Source organism: Frankia sp. AgB1.9 (assembly GCF_016786355.1).
Taxonomy (GTDB): domain Bacteria; phylum Actinomycetota; class Actinomycetes; order Frankiales; family Frankiaceae; genus Pseudofrankia.
Genome location: NZ_JADWYX010000151.1, coordinates 1 through 19,737 on the forward strand (window position 1 = coordinate 1; position 19,737 = coordinate 19,737).

Sequence of the window (19,737 nt, forward strand, 5' to 3'; positions counted from 1 at the left end):
GCGGGCCAGGCACAGGCCCCAGTCCGACCACCAGGCCCCCGTGGTCCAGATCTTCGAACCATTGAGGATCCAGTCGTCGCCGTCGCGCACCGCGCTCGTCTGCGCGCCGGCGACGTCCGACCCCGATCCGGGCTCGGACAGGAACTGCATCCACAGTTCCTCGCCCCTGAGGATCGCCGGGATGTGCGCGCGCCGCTGCTCGTGGGTCCCGAACTCCAGGATGACCGCGGCGCACGGCGTGGTCGTCGGGACTTGGAGCCGGCGCGGGTAGCGGTAGCCGACGATCTCCTCGTTGAACGCGGCGGCATGCGCGGGAGTCAGCCCGAGGCCGCCGTACTCGCGCGGAAAACAGATGCCCGCGAGCCCACCGTCCCAGAGCAGCCGCTGCAGGCGTCGCTCCTCGGCGATCTCCGCGAGCTGCTCCTCATCGCCGCGGGAGGCTCGACGTCCGGCGAAGCCCTCGGCCTCGGCCGGCGGCATGTTCCGCGCCAGCCAGTCCCGCGCGCGCAGCCGGAACTCCTCGACCGGCTCGATCCCATCCGCGCTGTCCGCGCTCATGCCGTCACCTCTCCCACGCCGCCGAGCAGGGACGCCAGTCGCAGCCGATGTTCCCGGACCGTGCCCAGCAGCATGCTGTTCACGGTGACCCTGCGCAGGTACAGATGCAGGTCGTGCTCGAAGGTCAGCCCGATCCCCCCGTGCAGCTGCACACAGTCCTGGCAGAGCTCAGGGCCGAAGTGCCCGATGTACGACTTCGCGACGCTGACCAGCTCGCCGGCCCGGGGATCGCCGCCGCCCACGGCCTCGACGGCGGCGTCGGCGACCGCGTGGCTCGCCTCCAGCCACATCTTCAGGTCGGCGAACCGGTGTTTGAGTGCCTGGTAGGAGGCCAGCGGCCGGCCGAACGAGTACCTGTCCGCGGCCCAGGCGACCGTCATCTCGAAGGCCCGGTCCATCGCGCCGACCGTCTCCGCCGTCTGAATCGCCAACGCCGTGTGAAGCAGCCGCTCAACCTCGGCCGCGCCCGATGCCGGGCCGGCGAGCACGTGGCTGGCCGGCACGCGGACACCGTCGAACCCGACCCGCGCGAAGCGTCGGGACACATCCACCGTCCGCAACGGCCGGACCGTGACACCCGCGCTGTCGGCGGGCACCAGCAGCTGGATCAGGCCTTCGTCGGTGCGGGCGGGGACGACGAACTGATCGGCCTGCGCGCCGTGCTCGACGGGCCCCTTCGCCCCGGACAGCACCCAGCCGGTCCCCGACGCGACCGCGCGCGCCGCGACCTGGCCGAGCCCGTCGCCGGGGGCCGGCTCACTCGGGCACCAGGCGACGAGCGCCTCCCCAGCGCCCGCTCGGTCCAGCGCCTCGAGGGCGGCCTCGCCGCCGGCTCGCGACAGGGCCAGCGCGGCGATGTTCGCGGCCAGCAACGGGCCCGGCGCCGCGTGGCGGCCGAACTCGTGGGCGACCAGGGCCAGATCCCGCAGACCGTCGCCGCTGACGCTGCCGCCACCGTGGTCCTCCGAGACCAGCAGCGACGTCCAGCCAAGCTCGGCGCCGGTCTTCCAGTAGGCAGGTTCGTATCCCCGCGGCTGCTTGTGCAGCGCCCGGCGAACCTCACCGGGAAGGCTGTCCCGCAGGAACTTCCGTGTCGTGTCGACGAACAGTTCCTGGTCGGCCGTCAGGCTCGGAATCATCCGCGCTCCGTGGTCTCACGAGGTACCTCCAGCACGACGGCCGACGCCATGCCGCCGCCCGCGCACATCGCGGACACGGCGATCCCGCCGCCGCGCCGGCGCAGTTCGTGAACGAGCGTGATGATCTGGCGGGCGCCGGTCATCGCGACCGGGTGGCCGAGGCTGCAGCCGCTGCCCAGGACGTTGACGAGGTTCTCGTCGATGCCCAGGAGCCGGCACGCGGCGATGGGTACGGAAGCGAAGGCCTCGTTGATCTCCCACAGCGCGATGTCGTCGATCGTCAGGCCGGCGCGGGCGAGCACCTTGGGAATCGCCTCGGTCGGCGCGAGCCCTGTGTCGGCCGGCTCGACCCCGGCCGAGGCCCAGGCACGAATGACCGCGAGCGACTCGAGGCCCGCCTTGCTCGCGTAGTCACTGTCGGCGATCACCATCGCGGCCGCGCCGTCGTTGATGCCGGCCGCATTGCCCGCCGTGATGCTGAATCCCTCGATCTCCGGGTGCAGCGGCTTGAGAGCGGCGAGCTTCTCGGCGCTGGTGGCGCGGCGCGGATGCTCGTCTGTCGCGAAGGCGAAGGTGGTGCCGTCGCGCCGGGTCACCTCGACGGGGAAGATCTCGTCGGCGAAGCTGCCCGCGTCGATGCCGGCCACGGCCCGCTGATGGGAGCGCAGCGCCCAGGCGTCGAGGTCCGCGCGGGAGAGTCCGGCCCTGCGCGCCGAGTTCCAGCCTACGGTGATCGACATGTCACGGTTCGGCGCCTGCGGAGTCGGCTGGTGGGTCGGTGAGTTCCACTCCTCCCAGTCGTCGGTACCGGGAACGCGCCGGGTGGTCCGCGGCGAGGTCGACGCCGAGTTGGTCCCGCCTGCGACGACGACCTTGTCCATGCCGGCGAGGATCGACCCGGCCGCCATCTGCACCGCCGCCAGGCTGGCCGCGCAGTGCCGGTTCTGCGCGACGCCCGGGGCGTTGGTCAGACCGGCCTCGATGGCCGCGTACCTGGCGATGTCCCCACCGCCGTAGAGGCCCTCCCCCAGCACGACGTCGTCGACGGTCCCCGGATCGACGCCGGCCCGGGACACCGCCTCACGGACGGCCTGAGTCCCCAGCTCAAGGGCGTCAATATCCACCAGAGAGCCCTTATACGCCGTCCCGATCGCTGTGCGCGCGGTCGAGACGATCACTGCTTGGCGCGCTGCCACATTAGCTCCTATATCCATCCGCCAGCGACTGCTCAGTTCCGTCAGAGGCCCCCGGAGCGCGCCGGTCGCATGGGGCGGATCATGCTGTCCTGCGCGAACGACCCGACGAGCTGGCCACCCGCGGTGAAGATGTCGCCACGCCCGTACGCCCGCCCGCCGCCCGCGAAGGAGCTGTGCTGGCGCAGCAGCACCCAGGCGCCCGCGTCGCACGGCCGGTGAAACGTGATCGTGTGGCTGATCACCCCGGTCGACAGGGTCCGGTGCGCCTGCGACTGGCCGACTCCCGAGTGCGGACGCATCGCGGTCCCGATCAGAAAGCCTTCGGTCGACAGCGCGAGGAGTGCCTGGCCTGTCCCGAGGTCGTCGGGAACGCCGATCCATCGCGACCACACGTCGAGATCCGGCGGCCCGACCTGGTCGGGGTCGCGGACATCCACTCCACCGGCGACGACCGTCCGCCAGGCGCCGCCCTCGTCGCCGCCCGGGGCCGGTGGCGGGCCGGGCTCGCACTCGTCACCGTGCCGGATCAGGTCCGGTTCGTCGGCTGACAGCAGCACCATCGACCGGGCGCAGACCGTGGCGTCCTGGCTGAAGGTCACCGTGCTGCTGGCGAACGCCCGGCCCGACTGGACCCGCTCGATGCCGACGTCCAGGGGCTTGGCTGACGCCCCCGGCCGAGCGAACACCGTGTGCATGGTCTTGACCGACTTCCCCGCCTGGCCGATCAGTGCGGCTACCGCGGACTGCGCCAGGATCTGGCCGCCGAACACGATGGCGCCACCCAGTTGGAGGTTCGCCGCCTGGTAGCTGTCCTCGCCGACCTGCGTCAGCGTCAACGCCGTTCGCAACTCGTCGCGATCGACCCTCAGCATTCCGGTGCCTCGGCCGCGAGGCGTGGCGGGGCACCCAGCGCGATCGCGGGCTGGCCGAACGGGCGCCACGGGATGCCGATCAAACGCCGGCGGCCCCACTCGGGGTGTTCGACGGACGTGAAGAAGTCCCTCGACCTGAGCCCGGCCGATTCGGGAAGCTGCCGCGGGCCGACGACCTCCTCGGCCGCGACTCCCGCCGCGCGCAGATCGCGCGCGAGTGTCCCGGCCTTCCAGGTGCTCGCCGCGTCCGCCAGGACGGCGTCGAGTACGCGCCGCCGCTCGAACCGGGCCTGTGCGTCGGCGAACTCCGGGTTGCCGAGGGACTCGCTGTCGAGGATCTTGATGAGCTGGGCGAACTGCTGATCGTCCGCGACGGAGATGGCGATCCAGCCGTCCTCGGTCGTGTACACACCGTTCGGGGCGTACGGGAACATCTCGTTGGCACGGTCGACGTGCGCGTCGCTGTCGGCGCTGAGACTGGCCGCGGCGATGAACTCGTTGAAGTGGGCGACGATGAGGTCCGCCATCGCGAAGTCGACGCCCGCGCCGTCGTTGCCCCGCGGCCCGACGGCCCAGGCCGCCACGATCGTGGCCAGCGCGAACCCGCTGACCAGATCGGCCCAGGGCAGGTCGATCTCGGCCTGCTCGCCCTGCTCGTTGCGGGTCAGGTACCCGAGGCAGCAGGACGCCTGCAGGTTGTAGGCATAGGCGCGGTAGGACGCGGACGGCCCGTCCTGGCCGAAGCCGGACGAACTGACCGCCAGCACGTCCGGACGGTGCTTCACCAGCTCGCCCGCCGCCAGGCCGAGCGCGGTGGCCCGCCTGCCCCCGAGGTTCTCGATGACCACGTCCGCGTTCGCCAGCAGGTCGTCGAGGCGCTCGCGGGACTCCTCAAGGTCGAAGGCCACGCTGCGCTTGGAGTGGTTGACCAGGGCGAAGTAGGCGGAACGCTCACCCCCCGCGACCTGGTCGATGTACGGCCCGCGTCGGCGGTACATGTCCAGGCGCCGCAGATCCTCCAGCTTTGTGACCTGCGCGCCCATCGCGCCGAGGAGGGCGCCGGCGAGCGGGGCGGCCAGCACATGACTCGCCTCGACCACGTTCAGGCCGCGCAGTGACCGGCCGCGCCGCCCTGTGGGAGAGCCGGTTCCCTCGGCCACGACGTCGCCCGTCCGCTCCACCTCGATCGGCCGGTACTGGGCACCGACGACCGTCGCCTCCAGCCCACCGGGAAGGCGCACGGGCTCGAAGGAACCCCGATGGCGAAGCTGGGGCGACTCCAGGGTCTCGGCCGGCGAGTACATGGCCGTCGCCGGCACCCCGTGCGACTGCAGGAGGGTCTCGGCCCGCGTCTTGGTGAGGGTGCTGGTCCACTCGCCGATCCGGCGGTCGATCTCCTCCGGGTACTCGATGCGGGCCGCCGTCGTGGCGAAGCGGTCGGCCCAGTCGGGCGAATCCATGGCGGCGACGACGCCGCGCCACTGGTGATCCTCCATGGCCGAGATGCGGACCAGGCCGTCCTGGCAGCGGTAGAAGCTGGCGGGCGCGCCGTATCGCTTCGCCCCGGCGGGGCCACCCGTGTTGAGCAGCACCGTCGCGATCTCGAGCGTCGGCCCCATCGCGATGGTGGCTTCCACGGCCGACAGGTCGAGGTGCGCCGGCTGGCCGTCCCGGGCGAGGTCGACGGCGTGGCAGGACGCCAGCGCCGCCGCCTGAGCACAGTTCAGCAGCGACTGGTAGCCCGCCAGCTTGAGCGGGTTGCCCCAGCTCGCGTCCCGCACGGTCGCGAGCATGCCGCCGGCCGCCGCGAGCGTGATCTCCGTCGCGAGGTCGTCACGGCGCGCACCGGACAGGCCGAACGCGCTGATCGACAGCCAGGCCCGACGGTTGGCGCCCGCGACGAACGACGCGTAGGTCGGGATGTCCCGCACCGCTGCCAACGGGCCTCGCAGGCCCTCGACACGGTCGACGATGACGAGGTCGAACGGTCCGTGACCGTGGCCGCGCGCGAGCAGCGCCTTGATCCCGTCGACGTCGAGGTCGTCCCCGCAGACGATCCGCTTGCCGCGGTCGAGGATCACCGGCAGGAGACTCACCGGGCCCGCGGTGGTCGACGTCCTCGGCCGGGCCCGGCGGTGGGGACTGGTCGGATCGATCACCGCGGTCACCTCGGCGCCGAGACCCACCAGCAGACTGGTCGCGCCCGAGCCGGCGATGCCGTCACCGAGCTCAAGGATCGTGAGCCCGGCCAGGAAGCCCGCCCGACCGGCCGAGGATGCCCCAGGCCTCTCCGCGCCGCTCATGGCGCGGTCGCCTCGGGCACGTCCTGCGGTCGGAACGCGGGCAGGGCCGCCGATCCGCCCCCGGGAGGCGGGAGGATCACGACCGCCCGCCCGTCACAGGTGGTCTGTCCGCGCTGGTTCACGCCGACGAGGTCGACGGTCACCGTGCGGGCCGACCGGTCGACCTCGCGCACGGTGCCGGAGACGAAATGGACGTCGCCGAGGTAGTTGAACTTGCGCACCGAGCTGGTCAGCGTCCAGATCCAGGCGTCGTCGCCCATCCAGTTGGTCAGGAGATGGACCATCCAGGTGGTCCGCATGATCCCGTAGTCGTAGGGCGCAGGATGCCCCAGGCGCTCCGCCCAGCCCTGGTCCCAGTGGCAGCGCTGGGCGGCATCCCAGAAACCGAGCTCGTTCTTGAGGTAGAACTTCGGGACGCGCCGGCGGTTGCGGTAGCCGATCCGCAATGGTCCGACCCCGTAGTCGCCCATCCCGGTCCCGACATGCCAGCCGATCACGTCGGTCACCGTGAGCGGGCCCTTCACGATCGGGCCGAGCTCGTCGCCGACCCGAACCTCGTCGATGAGCCGCGGCGTCGATCCCCGCACCGTCTCCGCCTCGTAGCAGGCGTCGATACGCTCGATGTCCTCGTCGCTGAAGGGCGCCCGCTCGATCTGGCGGCTCTTCGCCGTCTTACGCGTCTTGTCGCGGTCCGCGTGCCAGAAGTCCAGGAACCGGAAGGCGTACGGCGACCCGGCCTCGTCCTCCCAGGCGATGCGATGGGACAGCAGCGCTCCGGTGCCGCCGCCGAACGCGCTCGTCTTCAGCTCGGCCGAGAAGAGCCACTGGGAACGCAGCAGAAGGTCGCCGGCGCGGACCGGCCTGACGAAGACCCAGCGTTCGCCGCACATGTACTGGCCGATCCCCGCCAGCGGGTCGCCGCCCGCCATCTCCGCCTCCTCGTCGGCCGACCAGGCGACCGGCCGCAGGATGCCGGCCGAGGTCGGGTAGAGGGGCGGAGCGATCGACGAGCCCCATGACGAGCCGTCGGCATACCCGGGATCGCTGAACAGCGGGTTGTCGTCGCCGTACCCCTGCGCGAAGTGGCGGAACGAGTCGCTGGAGGACACCTCGTTGTGCGGGCGCCGGGAACGCCGGACGGGAATCCCCACGCGACGCCGGACTGCCTCGATGGTCTCCTCGTCGAGCGCCCGGGGAGCGGCCTGCGAGAAGGCCTGCACTGGGTTCACTGGTATCGCACCTCCGACCACGGAAGGCCGCGCTCGACGCCGGCTTCCGGCGGCGCGGCCGCCCCGACCCGGCAGACCAGGGTGGCGGACTCCCCAACGTCATCGTTCACGCCTCGCAGCATAACCGATAGTTAAGCTTGTAGTCTTAATATCTGTCTTCTGGGTCAGTGCCACCGAGAAGGTCTCCAGCTGTCGCGCCCGAGGAGCCCGATCACGACGCGGGCCGACGGCGGCGTCGCGCCACCTGATGCGCCGGTCGCCGGGTACCGGCTCGGATCGCGTGCGGGATGCCCCGACGTCCGTCCCGCCGGCTGTCGACCCGGTACCCGCGACGCCGCGGCCCTGACCTGGGCCCCGGCCGAGCAACCGACCGATCAGTCACGCGAAGATCCGTGGTGCGCTAGAGCCGCGCCGAGCGCTCGATCATCCCGAAGGCCTCCTCGCCGTCCCAGCGGAAGCTCGCGATCGCGGACTGCAGCAGCGGGAACGTGGTGCCGTCGCCGATCGGCCGGGGCGGCCGGAAGGACGAGACGAAGGTCCGGGCCGTGATCCGAATGTCCCCTCGGCGCGTTCTCAACGTGAACGACATGTCTTCTCCAGCGGGCACGGTGCCGGCCAGCCAGGGCGTATCGATGATGCGCGCCGGGAGCAGCTCACCGCCGTCACGGACCCAGGCCTCGTGGTATTTCACCGTGCCATCCGCGCCGGGACGATAGTGAATCACGCCGAACGCGCGGCCACTCGGAAAACTCGTCGACGCCCACAGGTGGCCATGAAACTCGCCGTAGTTGTTGCGGTTCCCGCCTTTCCGGTGGATGCGGAGGGCCCCGCCCGTGAACTCGGTCGTGCCACCCTCGAAGGTGACCGTCCCCGTCACCGTGCACAGCTGCTCGAAACGCTGCTCGCCGGCGACCTGATGCCCCAGCGGCTCGTAGGTGTTCTGAAACCACGGTGGAGCCACGGACCGTGCGGTCAGGTCCACCGCCAGCGGCACCTCGACGGCGTCGCCGGGGCCGAGCCGGTGTCTCCCACCGGCGAGGAACCGGTTCACGTCCGTTGATTTCGCGTTTCCAGCGAAACGCAGGCGCCACTGCGCGAACGGTTCGACGCATTCGAACAGCAAGGGCCCCGCGCCGAAGATCCTCGGCCGGCCCGCGTCGTCGGTGGCCGGGTGCGGGGGGTAGTCGTCGTTGACCAGCAGCAGGCGGCCACCCGGGAAAGCCATGCACAGCGCGGACGTGAAGGACGTCTCCCAGGTCGCGCCGACCGCCTCGACCCCGATCCGCGGGAAGGCGAAGCGCCCGCGGTCGTCCCACACCCACATCGACGCGCCCTCGCGATAGGTCGGCGACGCCGGTCGCCGCGCGGTCACCTCATCGATCAGCGGGTTCGCGCCACCGGAGGCGTCCACTGCCGCCGCGTCGGTCATGACACAGTTCTCCCTGGAACAGCCGCACCGCAGACCGGCGTCGCGCCCGTGACGGGCTGGAAGGCCGTGCCGTCCCACCTGCTGACGAACAGGCAGTCGTTCACGCCGACGGAGCTGGTCCTGGTCCGATCAGCGAAGTCCACCCGCACGCTGCCGAACAGCCCGGCCCCATCCCAGTCGGTGATCGAGCCGAGCGTCCTGACAAGACCACTCGATGTCGCGGTGCCGCTGGTTCCCTTCGCCCCGCGGACGAGGAGCTCGACCGCGGTGAACCCGTCGTAGGTCGCGGCCGACGGCTCCGCCGGCGCGCCGACCGCGCGCAGCGCACGCTGGAAGCGCTGGGTAGCTGGCGTGTTCATCTCGACTGGCTGGTACGACGTCAGGAAATAGGCCCCGGTCGCATTGCGCGCTGTGGCGGGGCCCGACTTGAGAAGGTCGTTGCCGTAGCCGGACTGCACGGCGGCGAACTTGACGTCGACGCCCTGCTGCCGCAGTCCGGTCAGCACCGCGATCGCGGTCGCGGAGGCCAGCGGCCCCACGAATCCGTCGATCTTCGCATCCCTCATGGCGAGGACAAGCGGCCCGACGTCGGTGCTGCCGACGGGCACAGTCGTGTTGAGATAGCCGACCCGCAGACCGGCCACCTCCGCCGAGGCGGCGTAGCCGCTGGCGGCCTGAGCGGCGGACTTCAGCGAGTAACCCACGCTCGCGACGTTCGACACGCCCTGCTGCTTCAGCAGCTTCCCGATCGTCGTCGCCACCTGGGTGGGCTTGAGATAGCCGTAGGTCGGGAACATGTTGGTGTCATCGATCCAGTGCGGCCCGTCCAGCGCCGGCCCGATCACGGGTACCTGGTGCTGCTGCAGGTACGGAGCAGCGGCGAAGGTCATCGCGGAACCCGTGAGAATCGCGGTGACATGCTGCTGGTCGACCAGCAGCCGAGCGGCCGTGATAGCGCCTGCTGGCGTCGAGTTCGTGTCGGCAAGGGTGTACTGGACGTTGTAACCCTGCGACTTCACGTCCTCAATACCCGCCTTGATGCCGTTAAGCGCGGCGTTACCGATCGTGGAGAGCGGCCCGGTGATGTCGGCCAGTACGCCGACCTTGAGGGTGACGGCCGGAGCATTGCTCGCGCTGGCTTTACCGCTGGCCGTTCCCGACGACCCGCCGCAGGCGGCCAGCGTTATCGCGACGGCACAGAAAAGACTCAGCCCGACCTGGATCCGTAATCGTCGACCGCTGCTCATGAGTCCTGCCACCGGCTGTTCCCTCTCCCCCTGCAAGGCCCCGATCTCGTCGCGCCACCGAGTGAGCGGACCACCACCCCTGCCGTCGACCGATGACTCGATCACCGAGATCGGGGCGCTTTTGCGACCGTCATACATCTCGCCACCACGCGGCGCCTGGGGCAGGGCGGCACCGCGAGGGTAAATGTAATGCAGATCGCTTACTCTAGATCGGTTGGTGCACGGACGTCAAGACGGAAGGCTGACATCTCGGCCGGGTCGACGCCCACGACCTTGCAGCCGCTTCCAGCGAGCAGGACCGCCAGGGCGCCGGTCCCGCAACCAACGTCGAGCACCTGGCAGGCGGTCAGCTCGGCGGCCGTCGCGAGGTACGCGGCCAGGTCGCCGCGGTCTCCATCGAAGGAGTCGTAGACACGCGCGAGGAGAGGATGGGCGAAGATCGGATCCGGCATCCAGGGACCCTACCCACCGTCACGCGTTCTGGCGGTCAATGGAATAGCGCGCTGCCCGCGTTCCGACGGTTGTCGTGGCCGAAGGCGACTTCGGCGTCGCGGGGCGCGGGCCCACGCGACGCTCGGAGGGCTCCTCAGCGTGCCGGCCGTCGTCAGGCCGGACTGAACCTGACAGGAAGGGAGACGAGTCCGCGGGTCCAGGGCGACGGCTGCCAGAGCAGGGCGTCGCTGTCCACGGCGAGGGTCACGTCGGGAAGGCGGTCGAGGATCACTTCGACCGCAGCGGTCGCCATCACCTCGGCGATCGCCTGGGCCGGGCTCGGACAGCGGTGCTCACCGTGGCTGAACGACAGGTGCGCATGATTTCCGGGCGTGTGCCGGTCCATTCCGGCCCGAACAAGTGGGTCCGCGTTCGCGCCCGCCAGCCCGAGCAGCAGCAGGTCCCCGGCCGCGATCCGCTGGTCGCCCAGCTCGACGGTGCGCACCGCCCAGCGGCCCGCGAAGTTCTGCAGGGGCGTGTCCTCCCACAGAACGTCGTTGAGTGCCTGGCCGACGCTTCGCCGGCCGCCGGACAACCCCGTCGAGAACCGGTCGTCGACCAGCATCAGCCGCAGGGCGGCGCTGGTCCAGTAGGACGTCGGCAGCTGGCCGGCGGAGGCGATGACCACCAGATCCATCAGCATCTCGTCGTCGGTAAGACCGGCCGGATGCAGGGCCATCCTGGACGGGATGTCGTTGCCCGGCCGCGTCCGCGCGCGCGCCACGACCCTGCGGAAAAGGTCGCCCACCCGCTCGAAGGCGGCCAGCGCGTCGCTCGACCCGGATGCCATCTCGGTGAGGTCGTGTACCAGGCTCTCGGTGTCAGCCTCGTCGAGACCGAACAACACCGCGACGACAAGCAGCGGGATCACGCTGGCGTACTCGGCGACCAGATCCGCCTCGCCCCGGCCGCAGAACGTGTCGATGAGCTGGTCGGCGATCCGCTCGCACTGGGCCCGCAGCCGGAGGTGGTCGACGGCCTCGAGGCCGGCGTGGACGACCTCGGCGCGTCGGCGGTGCTCGACGCCCTCGGCGAAGTACACGGACGGCAGATAGCCCACCCCCGGCAGCAGCGGCCAGTCAGGCGGAATCTGCGGCCAGCGGTTCCACCGGCGGGAGTCCCTGGCGAAGAGGGCCGGGTTGCTCGTGACGTAGACGAGCTCGCGATACCCGAGCACGAGCCAGGCCGGGTGGCCGCCCTCGAGAACGACCGGCGCGACGGGGCCGAATCTGGCCCGCATCTCCCGGTACAACGCGGCCGGTTCCTGCTCGAAGCGCGGGCCGAACAGCGGGACCGCGTCAGCCGGGTAGTCCGAAGGGGCCGAGCGGGCAGCGTCCCTGGAATCGGCGGTGCCAGCGGAACCGGCTAAATACGGTGTCATGACGAAATCTCCCCGAGGTGACCGGCCGCGTCGCGGTGCCAGGCGTGTGGAACGGCAGGGGCCGGTGGTGGTGCGACGAAGACCCGGGTCCTCCGCTTCTGGTCACTCCCCGGAGTCATCGTCGGCGCCTCCAGGCCGACGTGGCTGCACATCGTACGGGACCTCGGCCGGTCGCCGACCTGCGCCAGGCTGACCCCGTGCGCAACGCACCGGGGGCGGCGCCGCATCGCCTGTGCGCCGCTGACGTCACCCGCAGTGCGTCACGAACGCTCCCGACGCTCGTGGGCTTCGTGTCCGGCGGCGGCGTCCGCGGCTCGGGCGACGAAATGTGCGGGCACCACGGGTAGGAGATCGCGAGACGGCACTGCCCGGAAAGGACGCGTCGCCTCCCAGCCAGCGGCAAACACCTCGCTGTCCGGATAGCGGGCCGCCGCGGCCGTCAACAGCCGACGCCGGCCATCCCGGACCGCGCCGTGCTCCAGGTCCGCGGCCACCTCCTGCCAGAACTCGAACGCGTTCCTCGCCTGCCACGACGGGCGCAGCTCGGCGGACCAGCCGGTGGCGGCCAGCAGGTGCGTGGCCGACCCGGCGTCCGCGAAACGCCTCGCGAGCTCCCGAATCTCGACCTCCGAGAGGCGTTCCACCCGCTGCCTCCCCCGCAACGATTCCCGCCGACCACATACCGGCCTAGGAAACCATCATCGCCGGCTGGCGTGTCATCGGGCGGTCAGGTTGAGAGCGTTCGCGAGCGTGGTCAGGACGTCGAGGTGGCCGTCGGCCGAGTCCAGGCCGCGGCCCATCGTGGCCACCGAGATATGTGTGCCGCCGGCGGCCCGCCAGGCGTCGATCTCGGCGACGGCGGTGTCGAGGTCACCCTGAGCGAGCACGACGTACTCGGCGCCGAAGCCCTCCACCGGCCGGCCGGACTCGGCCAGGAGGTCCCGCAGCCGGGCCCAGCCGGCCAGAGCGCGCTCGATGCCGCGCGAGCCGGAGAAAATGAAGCCGTCCCCGAGCCGGGCGGCCCGGCCGAGGGCGGCGTCACCCGAGCCGCCCAACCAGATCGGGATGGAGCGGGTCGGCTTCGGGACGAGCGCGGCGCGGTCGATCCGGTCGAAGCGGCCGGAGAAGTCGACGACGGGCTCGGTGAACAACCGGCGCAGCAACCCGATCTGCTCCTCCTGCCGGGCACCGCGGGTCTGGAAGTCCTGGCCGAGAGCCTCGTACTCGACGGGGCTCCAGCCAACCGCCACCCCGAGGCGCAGCCGGCCGCCGGAGAAGAGATCGACGTCCGCCGCCTGCCGGGCGACGAGCGCGGTCTGCCGCTGCGGCAAGATCAGAATGCCGGTCGCGAACTGGATGTGTTCGGTGATCGCAGCCAGATGGGCGAACATCACGAGCGGGTCGTGGAACGGGTCGTGCTCGGTATAGGGGCCGGTCAGTGGCGGTGACCGATCGGCATGCACTGCGCCGAGCACATGGTCGTAGGCGAGCAGGTGGTCGAACCCGAGACCCTCCACCGCCGTGCCGATCCGACGGACCGCGACCGGGTCCCCTCGAAGCTCGATCTGCGGGTAGACGACGCCAATCTGCATGGCCGCAGCCTCCCACGAACCCGGCGCGCGACGGACCGGGCGCTACTCGTGGTCGCAGAGGGTCGCTCCCGCGCCTTACCTATCGTCACAGATGAGAGCCTAGAGACGATTTCCGTCATGGTGCTTCCTGCGGGAGCACAGCTGCCACGACCGACCGTGGGGACGCGGCGGTCAGCTGCGCCGGTGCGATATAAACCGATACAGACGATCTCTCCGCTGCCGACGAGCCAGGGCGGGCACACGGATCTTCGCACCGGGGGGTGGGCGTGGTTGCCGGCGTGGCCGATGTGGCACCGCTTGACGAGTTCGACCCGCGCAGGCTTGGGCCCTACCTGTTTTCAAGGACCTGTTCCGGCGCCATGTAGGCGGGCGCGCCGATGGCGCCCGAGGAGGGGTGGGAGCCGCAGGTGCCGCCGGCCGCAGCCGAGCCATCGCCCGAATCGGCGGCCGCGCCGCCGCAGCCGCCCGCGGACATCCCCATGACCGGAACGCCACCGGTCACCGTCACTGCCGCGACCCATGGTTGGCCCAGACGTTGATGACTGCTCGGGAGGCCGTCTGAGGCTGGTTGGCACCTTGAGCCCGTTCCATCCGGTCCACCTCCCAACCGCGCCGCAGGACTGGCCTATGGACTACCTCACCAAAGCCAGCGGAGACACCCAGGGCAGGTCGGAGCGGGAAAGTCCGACTGCGGCAAGCAGCGATGTCAGCGCGGCCGGAATCTCCGCCTCGTTTGCGTGGACGTAAAGGGCGGCGTTCGCCCAGCGGCGTCAAGGAACGCGCGGCTGGCATGCCATCGTTGCCTCTCGGACCAGGCGGTACAGCCGACCGGCCTGGCCGCCTCTCGCCCATCCTCCGTGCGCCCAGGAGTGTCGATGAATCCGCTATCGAGGTCGCTGGACCGCCGCCGTTTCGGCGTGCTCGGGCTACTGGCCGGGGCCGGTGTCCTCGGTGCCACCGCGTCGGGATGCTCCGGCGACCCGGCCGCGGACACCACCCCGAGTGGGCGAACCACGCCTCCGTCAGCCGACCGGGCCGCTCTCGACGGGGCCGTCTACGGCTACGCCGGCGTGACGGTGACCCGCACCCGCGCCTCACTGGTCTGCCTGGTCGGCGTGAACACCCTCGTTCACCAGCCCGATCTGGCCTCGCCGGCCTCCCGGCGCGTCGTCGCGCCCAACGTCGACACCCTGTACTCGACCGCGTGGCTCGACCTGCGGTCCGGGCCGTACGTGCTGACCGTGCCGCAGATCAGTGGCCGGTACTTCAGCTACCAGTTCCTCGACGTCTACAGCAACACGTTCACCACCATCGGAACACGGGCGACGGGAGGCCGGCCCGGCCGCTGGGCCGTGGTGCCGCCCGGCTGGACCGGCGCGCTCACCGACCCGGCCGACGGCGACGTCGCGGTCGTCCACGCGCCGAGCTGGGATGTCTGGCTGGTGGGACGCACGCTGGCGCGGGGGCTCGGCGACCTCGCGGCGGCGAAGGTCGCGCAACGCGGCTTCCAGCTCGCGCCGGCCACGTCGACCGGCGCGACCACAAACCCGACCGGCGCCGGCCAGGCCGCCACACCGCCGCCGCTGCCTGCGCCCGACTGCGTCCATCCGCTCGACCCACAGGAGCCGACCGACGGCGGCGCCGGTTTCTTCGACGAACTCGCCGCGCTGTTGGCCAGCGACCCGCCGCCGGCCGCGGACCGACCGGTCCTCGCCGAGCTCGCCACCCTGGGCGTGACGCCCGGCTCGACCCCCAGCAAGGGGAAGGACCCCGCCACGGTGGCGGTGCTGGCCAAGGCGGCGCGGGAGGCCGAGGCGACCGTGACCCGCGCCGCCGACCGACTCGGCGAGCCGGCCGGCACCTGGACGGCGTCCTACGGATTCGGCACGTACGGCACCGACTACCTGACCCGCGCGGCCGTCGCGGCCACGTTGCTGGCCGCGAACGTCCCTGAGGAGGCGACCTACTACAGCGCCCGAGCCGACTCGACGGGCCAGCCGCTGTCCGGCGCCGCGACCTACCGGCTTCAGTTCCCCGCCGGAGGGCTTCCGCCGGCGGGTCCGGGCGGGTTCTGGTCCGTCACGCTGTACGGCGAGGACAACTTCCTCGTCGACAATCCGGCGAAGGTCTACGCGATCGGCGACCGCACCGAAGGCCTCACCCGTGGCGCCGACGGTTCACTCGACCTCGTCGTGTCCGCCACCCAGCCCAGCGGACCGGCCGCGAACTGGCTGCCCGCCCCGGTGAACGCCGCGTTCAGGCTCTATCTGCGCGTCTACCTCCCGACCGCGGCGGCGACCGGCCACCACTGGGCCCCGCCACCGGTAGTCCGCGTGACCGGCTGACGCCCAGGTTGGCGCTGACGCTCCAGCCCTGAGCACCGCCTGGGACTGGAACGGCAGCCGGGAGTGGCCGGGCCTCGGCGGTCATTCGCCCTTTCGAGGCGTCGAGCTGCGGCGGAGGACGGGCCAGGTTGCGCAGGCGAGGGCCACGGTCAGCAGCAGGAGCGCGGTGAGGTCGAGGGCCCAGGTGCCGGTGTCGGCCTTCCAGAGCGGATCAAGGTTGGGGTCGAGCGGCGTCTGGTGGTAGCCGGTGGTCGCCGCGACCATCGCGAAGCCCCACCGCGCGGGCATGAGGTAGGCGAGCTGCTCCAGGGGTGGGCGGCCGTCGAGTGGGATGAGCAGGCCGCACAGCAGGAACTGCAGCAACAGGACGACCACCAGGATGGGCATGCCGCGGTCGGCGTTCGCTATCAGCGCGGAGACCAGCAGACCCTGGACCATCGCGGCCAGCGCGACCGCGATCATGGCCACGGCGACCTCGACCAGGCCGTTGCCCAGTGCGAGCGGGGCGTCGGGGCCAGGTCTGCCCAGGAGCCCGCCGACGGCCAGGACCACCGCCTGCCCGCCAGTGATCGCGCCCAGTACGGCGAGCTTCGACCAGAGGTAGGCGCTGCGCGAGAGGCCGATCGCCTGCTCCCGGCGGAAGATGGAACGTTCCTTGACCAGTTCGCGGAACGCTCCGGCGAACCCCGTGAACGCGCAGCCGACGATCAGCACCAGAATGAGCGGCGCGATGTCACCACCGCTGAACATGTCGCCCGGTGGGCCGCCACGCCGCGTCGCCGACAGGCCGTTCCCGCCGGGCAGGAGCTGGGCGAACACGCTCAACACCAGCGGCAGGGCGAGCAGGAACAGCGTGTAGGCCCGATCGGCCGCGATCACCGCGAGGTAGCGGCGGGCGAGCACGGCGAACTGGCGCAGTGCCGGCTGCTGACGCGGCGGCGCGTCCGGCGCGGCCCGGGAGGCCCGCGCCCCGGGCTGGGCTGTGCCACTCGATATGCCGAAGGCCGCGGCCTGCGGCGAGGCCAGGAACCGGGCCGTCCAGTCGATCTCCCGGGAGCGGTCGAGCAGCAGGAACATGTCCGCGAAGTCAGCCTCGCCGAAGTAGGCGAGCGCCTCGCTGGGCGGGCCGAAGTAGGCGAGTCGACCACCAGACGCGAGCACGAGCAGCCGGTCGCACAGTTCGAGCTGGGCGGGCGAGTGGGTGACGACGACCACCGTCCGGCCGTCGTCCGCCAGCGTGCGCAGCGTCCGCATCACCGACTTGTCCATGCCGGGGTCCAGGCCGGAGGTCGGCTCGTCCAGGAACAGCAGCGACGGGCGGGTGAGAAGCTCCAGCGCGACGCTCGTCCGCTTGCGCTGCCCACCCGACAGGGTGCTGATTCGCTGACCGGCCTGGCCAGCCAGCCCAAGCTCGACGAGCACCTCCTCGACCCGGGCGTCACGCTCGGCCGCCGGGGCGTCGGCCGGGAACCGGAGGGCCGCCGCGTACCGCAGGGCGCGGCGGACAGTCAGCTGCGGATGCAGGATGTCGTCCTGCGGGACGAGCCCGATGCGCTGGCGTAGCTCGTCGTAGGACGCGTAGAGGTCGCGGCCGGCGTAGCGGACCTCACCGGAGTCCGCCGGACGCTGCCCGGTCAGCGCGGCGAGCAGGGTGGATTTCCCGGCCCCGCTCGGCCCTACGACGGCCAGCATGCTGCGCTGCGGCAGCGCGAACCCGACGCCGTCGAGCAGCCGCTTGCCGGCACGGGTGACGACCAGGTCGGCGGCCTCGAACGAGATGTCGCCCGCGTCGGTGTGCTCGACCAGGGTGCCGCCCTGCAGGTGCAGCAGCGCATGACCGACACCGACGATGTCCGCGGCGCCGATCGTCGCCTCGCTGACCCGCTGGCCGTTGACGAACGTCCCGTTCCAACTGCCGAGATCGACGATCCGCCATTCGGCACCGGTTCGCCGCAGTTCGGCGTGCCGGCGGGAGACGAGCGGGTCGGCGAGCACCACGTCGCACTCGGGAGCGCGGCCGATCACGGCCGTGGCCGCCCCGACCGGATGCAACGCCGTGGCTTTGCGGTCCCACCAGCTGCCGCTCGCGGCGTTGGTGGCGGACGGCGTGCCCGGTCCCGCCGCCGCGGGCGGCCCAGGCCTGTTGGGTGGCGTGCCCGGCCCTGAGGCCGCGGGCGGCCCAGACCTCTTGGGTGGAGATGCTGGCCGCCACTGGGCCGCCGGGGGCGTCGCGGTCGGTGCCGGTTGGGTCGCCTCGGGCGCTGGCCTCGTGCGGAACAGCGCCGTGGGCGGTGGAGCGGTCGGCGGATCGGCCTGCGGTGGCGCGGGAGCGGGCGGGCGGGAACTCACCGGCGGCCAGGCCTTCGCGGCTGGCGGTGACGCCGCGGCCGGCTGTGTCGGCGGACTCGGCGGAGTCGACGCGACCGGCGGAGTCGACGCGACCGGCGGAGTCGCGGCTGCCGGCGGGGTTGACGCGACCGGCCCAGCCGGCGGCCAGGACCTCGCGGCCGGCGGTGACGCCGCTACCGGCCGCGTCGGCCCAACCGAGGGAGTTGACGGAACCTGCGGAGTCGGGGCTGCCGGCGGTGTTGAGGCCGCCGGCGCTGCCGGCGATGTTGGCGGCCCTGAGCTTTTGGCCAGCCACCAGTCAGATCCGGGCGCGGCCGGCGACGCCGGTGCCGCTGGTGGCGCGGCCGGCGAGGGTGGTGCCGCTGGGGCGCCGCTGTTCCGCTTCCACCATTCGCCCTCGGCGGCCGGCGCGACACGCGGCGGGTCTGGGGCAGCCGGGACAGCAGCCGGTGGGACCGGGGCGACGGCGGCGCGGGCCGCCGCCGCGAACGCGGTCGCGGATTCGTACCGGTCGCTCGGGACCTTGGCCAGACCACGCACGATGACGGCGTCGAGCGCGGGCGGCGTGCCTGGCCGCACGGTCGACAGGACAGGTGGCGGTTCCTGCAGATGGGCGTTGATGACGCCGAGCGGCTCGGTCGTGACGAACGGCCTGCGCCCGGCCAGGCACTCGAAGAGCACGCAGGCCAGCGAGTACACGTCCGCCCGGTGGTCGACCGGCCCGGCCAGGAACCGCTCCGGCGCCATGTACTCGACCGAGCCGATCGCCGCCCCGGTCGCGGTGATCCCGGGACCGCCGACGAGGCGGGCGATCCCGAAGTCCACGAGGTAGACGAAGTCGGTGGGACGGGCGCGGCCGGCGCACAGCACGTTGGAGGGTTTGACGTCGCGGTGCACCAACCCATCGGCGTGCGCGGCGTCCAGCGCGGAAGCGATCTGTTCGACGACGTCGACGGCCGTCAGCGGGGCGAGCGGGCCGTCGCGCAGGACCGTGCCCAGGTCGGAGCCCTCCACCAGGCGCATGTCGAGGAAGAGCTGCCCGTCGATCTCGCCGTGGCGGTGGATCGGGATCACGTGCGGTTCGCGCAGCTGCGCCGCGGCCTCGGACTCCCGCCGGAACCGCTCGGTGTACTGCGGGTCGCCGGCGAGGCTCGGGAGCAGCAGTTTGAGCGCCACCATCCGCTGCTGTTCCGTGTCGAACGCGCGGTAGACCTCGCCCATCCCGCCGCGGCCGAGCTGCGCCTCGATGCGGTACGGGCCGAACATCCGTGGCGTCACCGTGGCTTCCCCCGTGACTTTCGAATCAGAACGACGAGGACGACCATCGCCGGTACGAGGGCGACCAACGCGGGAACGGGGCCAGCCGCGTGGCCGGCGAGGCTCTCGATCAGGCCACTGATCAGGCCACCGCAGAAGAGCCAGACCAGCAGCGCCGCGCCGACGGCGCCGAGAACGCGGCGGATGGAGGCCGGCCGGCGCCCCCCCGGCGGCCGGGGGCGGGGGGGGGGCCGCCCCGCCCCCCCCCCCCCCGCCGCGCGGCGCGGCCAGTCTGCTTGATCTCAAAACGAGCAATTCGGCAGGTGGCGGCCTCGTTGGTCGCGCCTC

The 19,737-nt window shown here is 71.8% G+C and carries 14 protein-coding genes and 1 pseudogene; 1 reads left to right on the forward strand and 14 read right to left on the reverse strand.

Going from position 1 to position 19,737, the window contains the following annotated elements; all coding sequences use genetic code 11:
• From I6A60_RS36515 to I6A60_RS36575, 13 genes and pseudogenes are all read right to left on the reverse strand, one after another.
• A partial coding sequence (locus tag I6A60_RS36515; RefSeq protein ID WP_203055821.1) for an acyl-CoA dehydrogenase family protein occupies nt 1–558 on the reverse strand: 558 nt, incomplete at its 3' end.
• Nucleotides 555–1,697, reverse strand: a complete 1,143-nt coding sequence (locus I6A60_RS36520; RefSeq protein WP_203015325.1) for an acyl-CoA dehydrogenase family protein — start codon at nt 1,695–1,697, stop codon at nt 555–557. The genes I6A60_RS36515 and I6A60_RS36520, both read right to left, overlap by 4 nt.
• A complete protein-coding gene (locus I6A60_RS36525) occupies nt 1,694–2,911 on the reverse strand; it encodes a thiolase family protein (protein ID WP_203015323.1) in 1,218 nt (405 codons plus the stop codon). The genes I6A60_RS36520 and I6A60_RS36525 overlap by 4 nt, the downstream gene beginning before the upstream one ends.
• Before the next feature lie 23 nt (nt 2,912–2,934).
• Nucleotides 2,935–3,765, reverse strand: coding sequence for an acyl-CoA thioesterase II (locus tag I6A60_RS36530; RefSeq protein ID WP_203015322.1), 831 nt, complete (start codon nt 3,763–3,765; stop codon nt 2,935–2,937).
• Entirely contained in the window at nt 3,759–6,068 is a 2,310-nt protein-coding gene (locus tag I6A60_RS36535; protein ID WP_203015321.1) for a CoA transferase, read from the reverse strand. Before I6A60_RS36535 ends, I6A60_RS36530 begins: the two co-directional genes overlap by 7 nt.
• Nucleotides 6,065–7,297, reverse strand: a complete 1,233-nt coding sequence (locus I6A60_RS36540) for a MaoC family dehydratase N-terminal domain-containing protein (protein ID WP_203015320.1) — start codon at nt 7,295–7,297, stop codon at nt 6,065–6,067. Before I6A60_RS36540 ends, I6A60_RS36535 begins: the two co-directional genes overlap by 4 nt.
• 400 nt (nt 7,298–7,697) lie before the next feature.
• Entirely contained in the window at nt 7,698–8,726 is a 1,029-nt protein-coding gene (locus I6A60_RS36545) for a hypothetical protein (RefSeq protein ID WP_203015318.1), read from the reverse strand.
• Nucleotides 8,723–9,985, reverse strand: a complete 1,263-nt coding sequence (locus I6A60_RS36550; RefSeq protein WP_203015317.1) for an ABC transporter substrate-binding protein — start codon at nt 9,983–9,985, stop codon at nt 8,723–8,725. Before I6A60_RS36550 ends, I6A60_RS36545 begins: the two co-directional genes overlap by 4 nt.
• A 230-nt stretch (nt 9,986–10,215) precedes the next feature.
• Nucleotides 10,216–10,425, reverse strand: a pseudogene (locus I6A60_RS36555) (class I SAM-dependent methyltransferase); the annotation flags it as partial.
• A gap of 152 nt (nt 10,426–10,577) precedes the next feature.
• Complete coding sequence (locus I6A60_RS36560; RefSeq protein WP_203015316.1) at nt 10,578–11,846, reverse strand: cytochrome P450; 1,269 nt, start codon at nt 11,844–11,846, stop codon at nt 10,578–10,580.
• Between the two features lie 260 nt (nt 11,847–12,106).
• Nucleotides 12,107–12,490 (reverse strand): effector-associated domain EAD1-containing protein, encoded by a 384-nt coding sequence (locus I6A60_RS36565; RefSeq protein ID WP_203015315.1) that lies wholly within the window; start codon nt 12,488–12,490, stop codon nt 12,107–12,109.
• 72 nt (nt 12,491–12,562) lie between these two features.
• A complete protein-coding gene (locus I6A60_RS36570) occupies nt 12,563–13,438 on the reverse strand; it encodes an LLM class F420-dependent oxidoreductase (protein WP_203015313.1) in 876 nt (291 codons plus the stop codon).
• 328 nt (nt 13,439–13,766) lie between these two features.
• The gene (locus tag I6A60_RS36575) at nt 13,767–13,946 is read right to left on the reverse strand and encodes a hypothetical protein (RefSeq protein WP_203015311.1); all 180 of its coding nucleotides are present in this window, start codon (nt 13,944–13,946) and stop codon (nt 13,767–13,769) included.
• Between the two features lie 367 nt (nt 13,947–14,313).
• On the opposite strand from I6A60_RS36575, the gene I6A60_RS36580 reads away from it, so the two are divergent.
• Nucleotides 14,314–15,783 (forward strand): DUF1254 domain-containing protein, encoded by a 1,470-nt coding sequence (locus I6A60_RS36580; RefSeq protein WP_203015309.1) that lies wholly within the window; start codon nt 14,314–14,316, stop codon nt 15,781–15,783.
• A gap of 81 nt (nt 15,784–15,864) precedes the next feature.
• Here the strand turns inward: I6A60_RS36580 and I6A60_RS36585 are convergent, their stop codons facing one another.
• The gene (locus I6A60_RS36585) at nt 15,865–19,410 is read right to left on the reverse strand and encodes an ATP-binding cassette domain-containing protein (protein WP_307874049.1); all 3,546 of its coding nucleotides are present in this window, start codon (nt 19,408–19,410) and stop codon (nt 15,865–15,867) included.
• Nucleotides 19,411–19,737 lie beyond the last annotated feature (327 nt).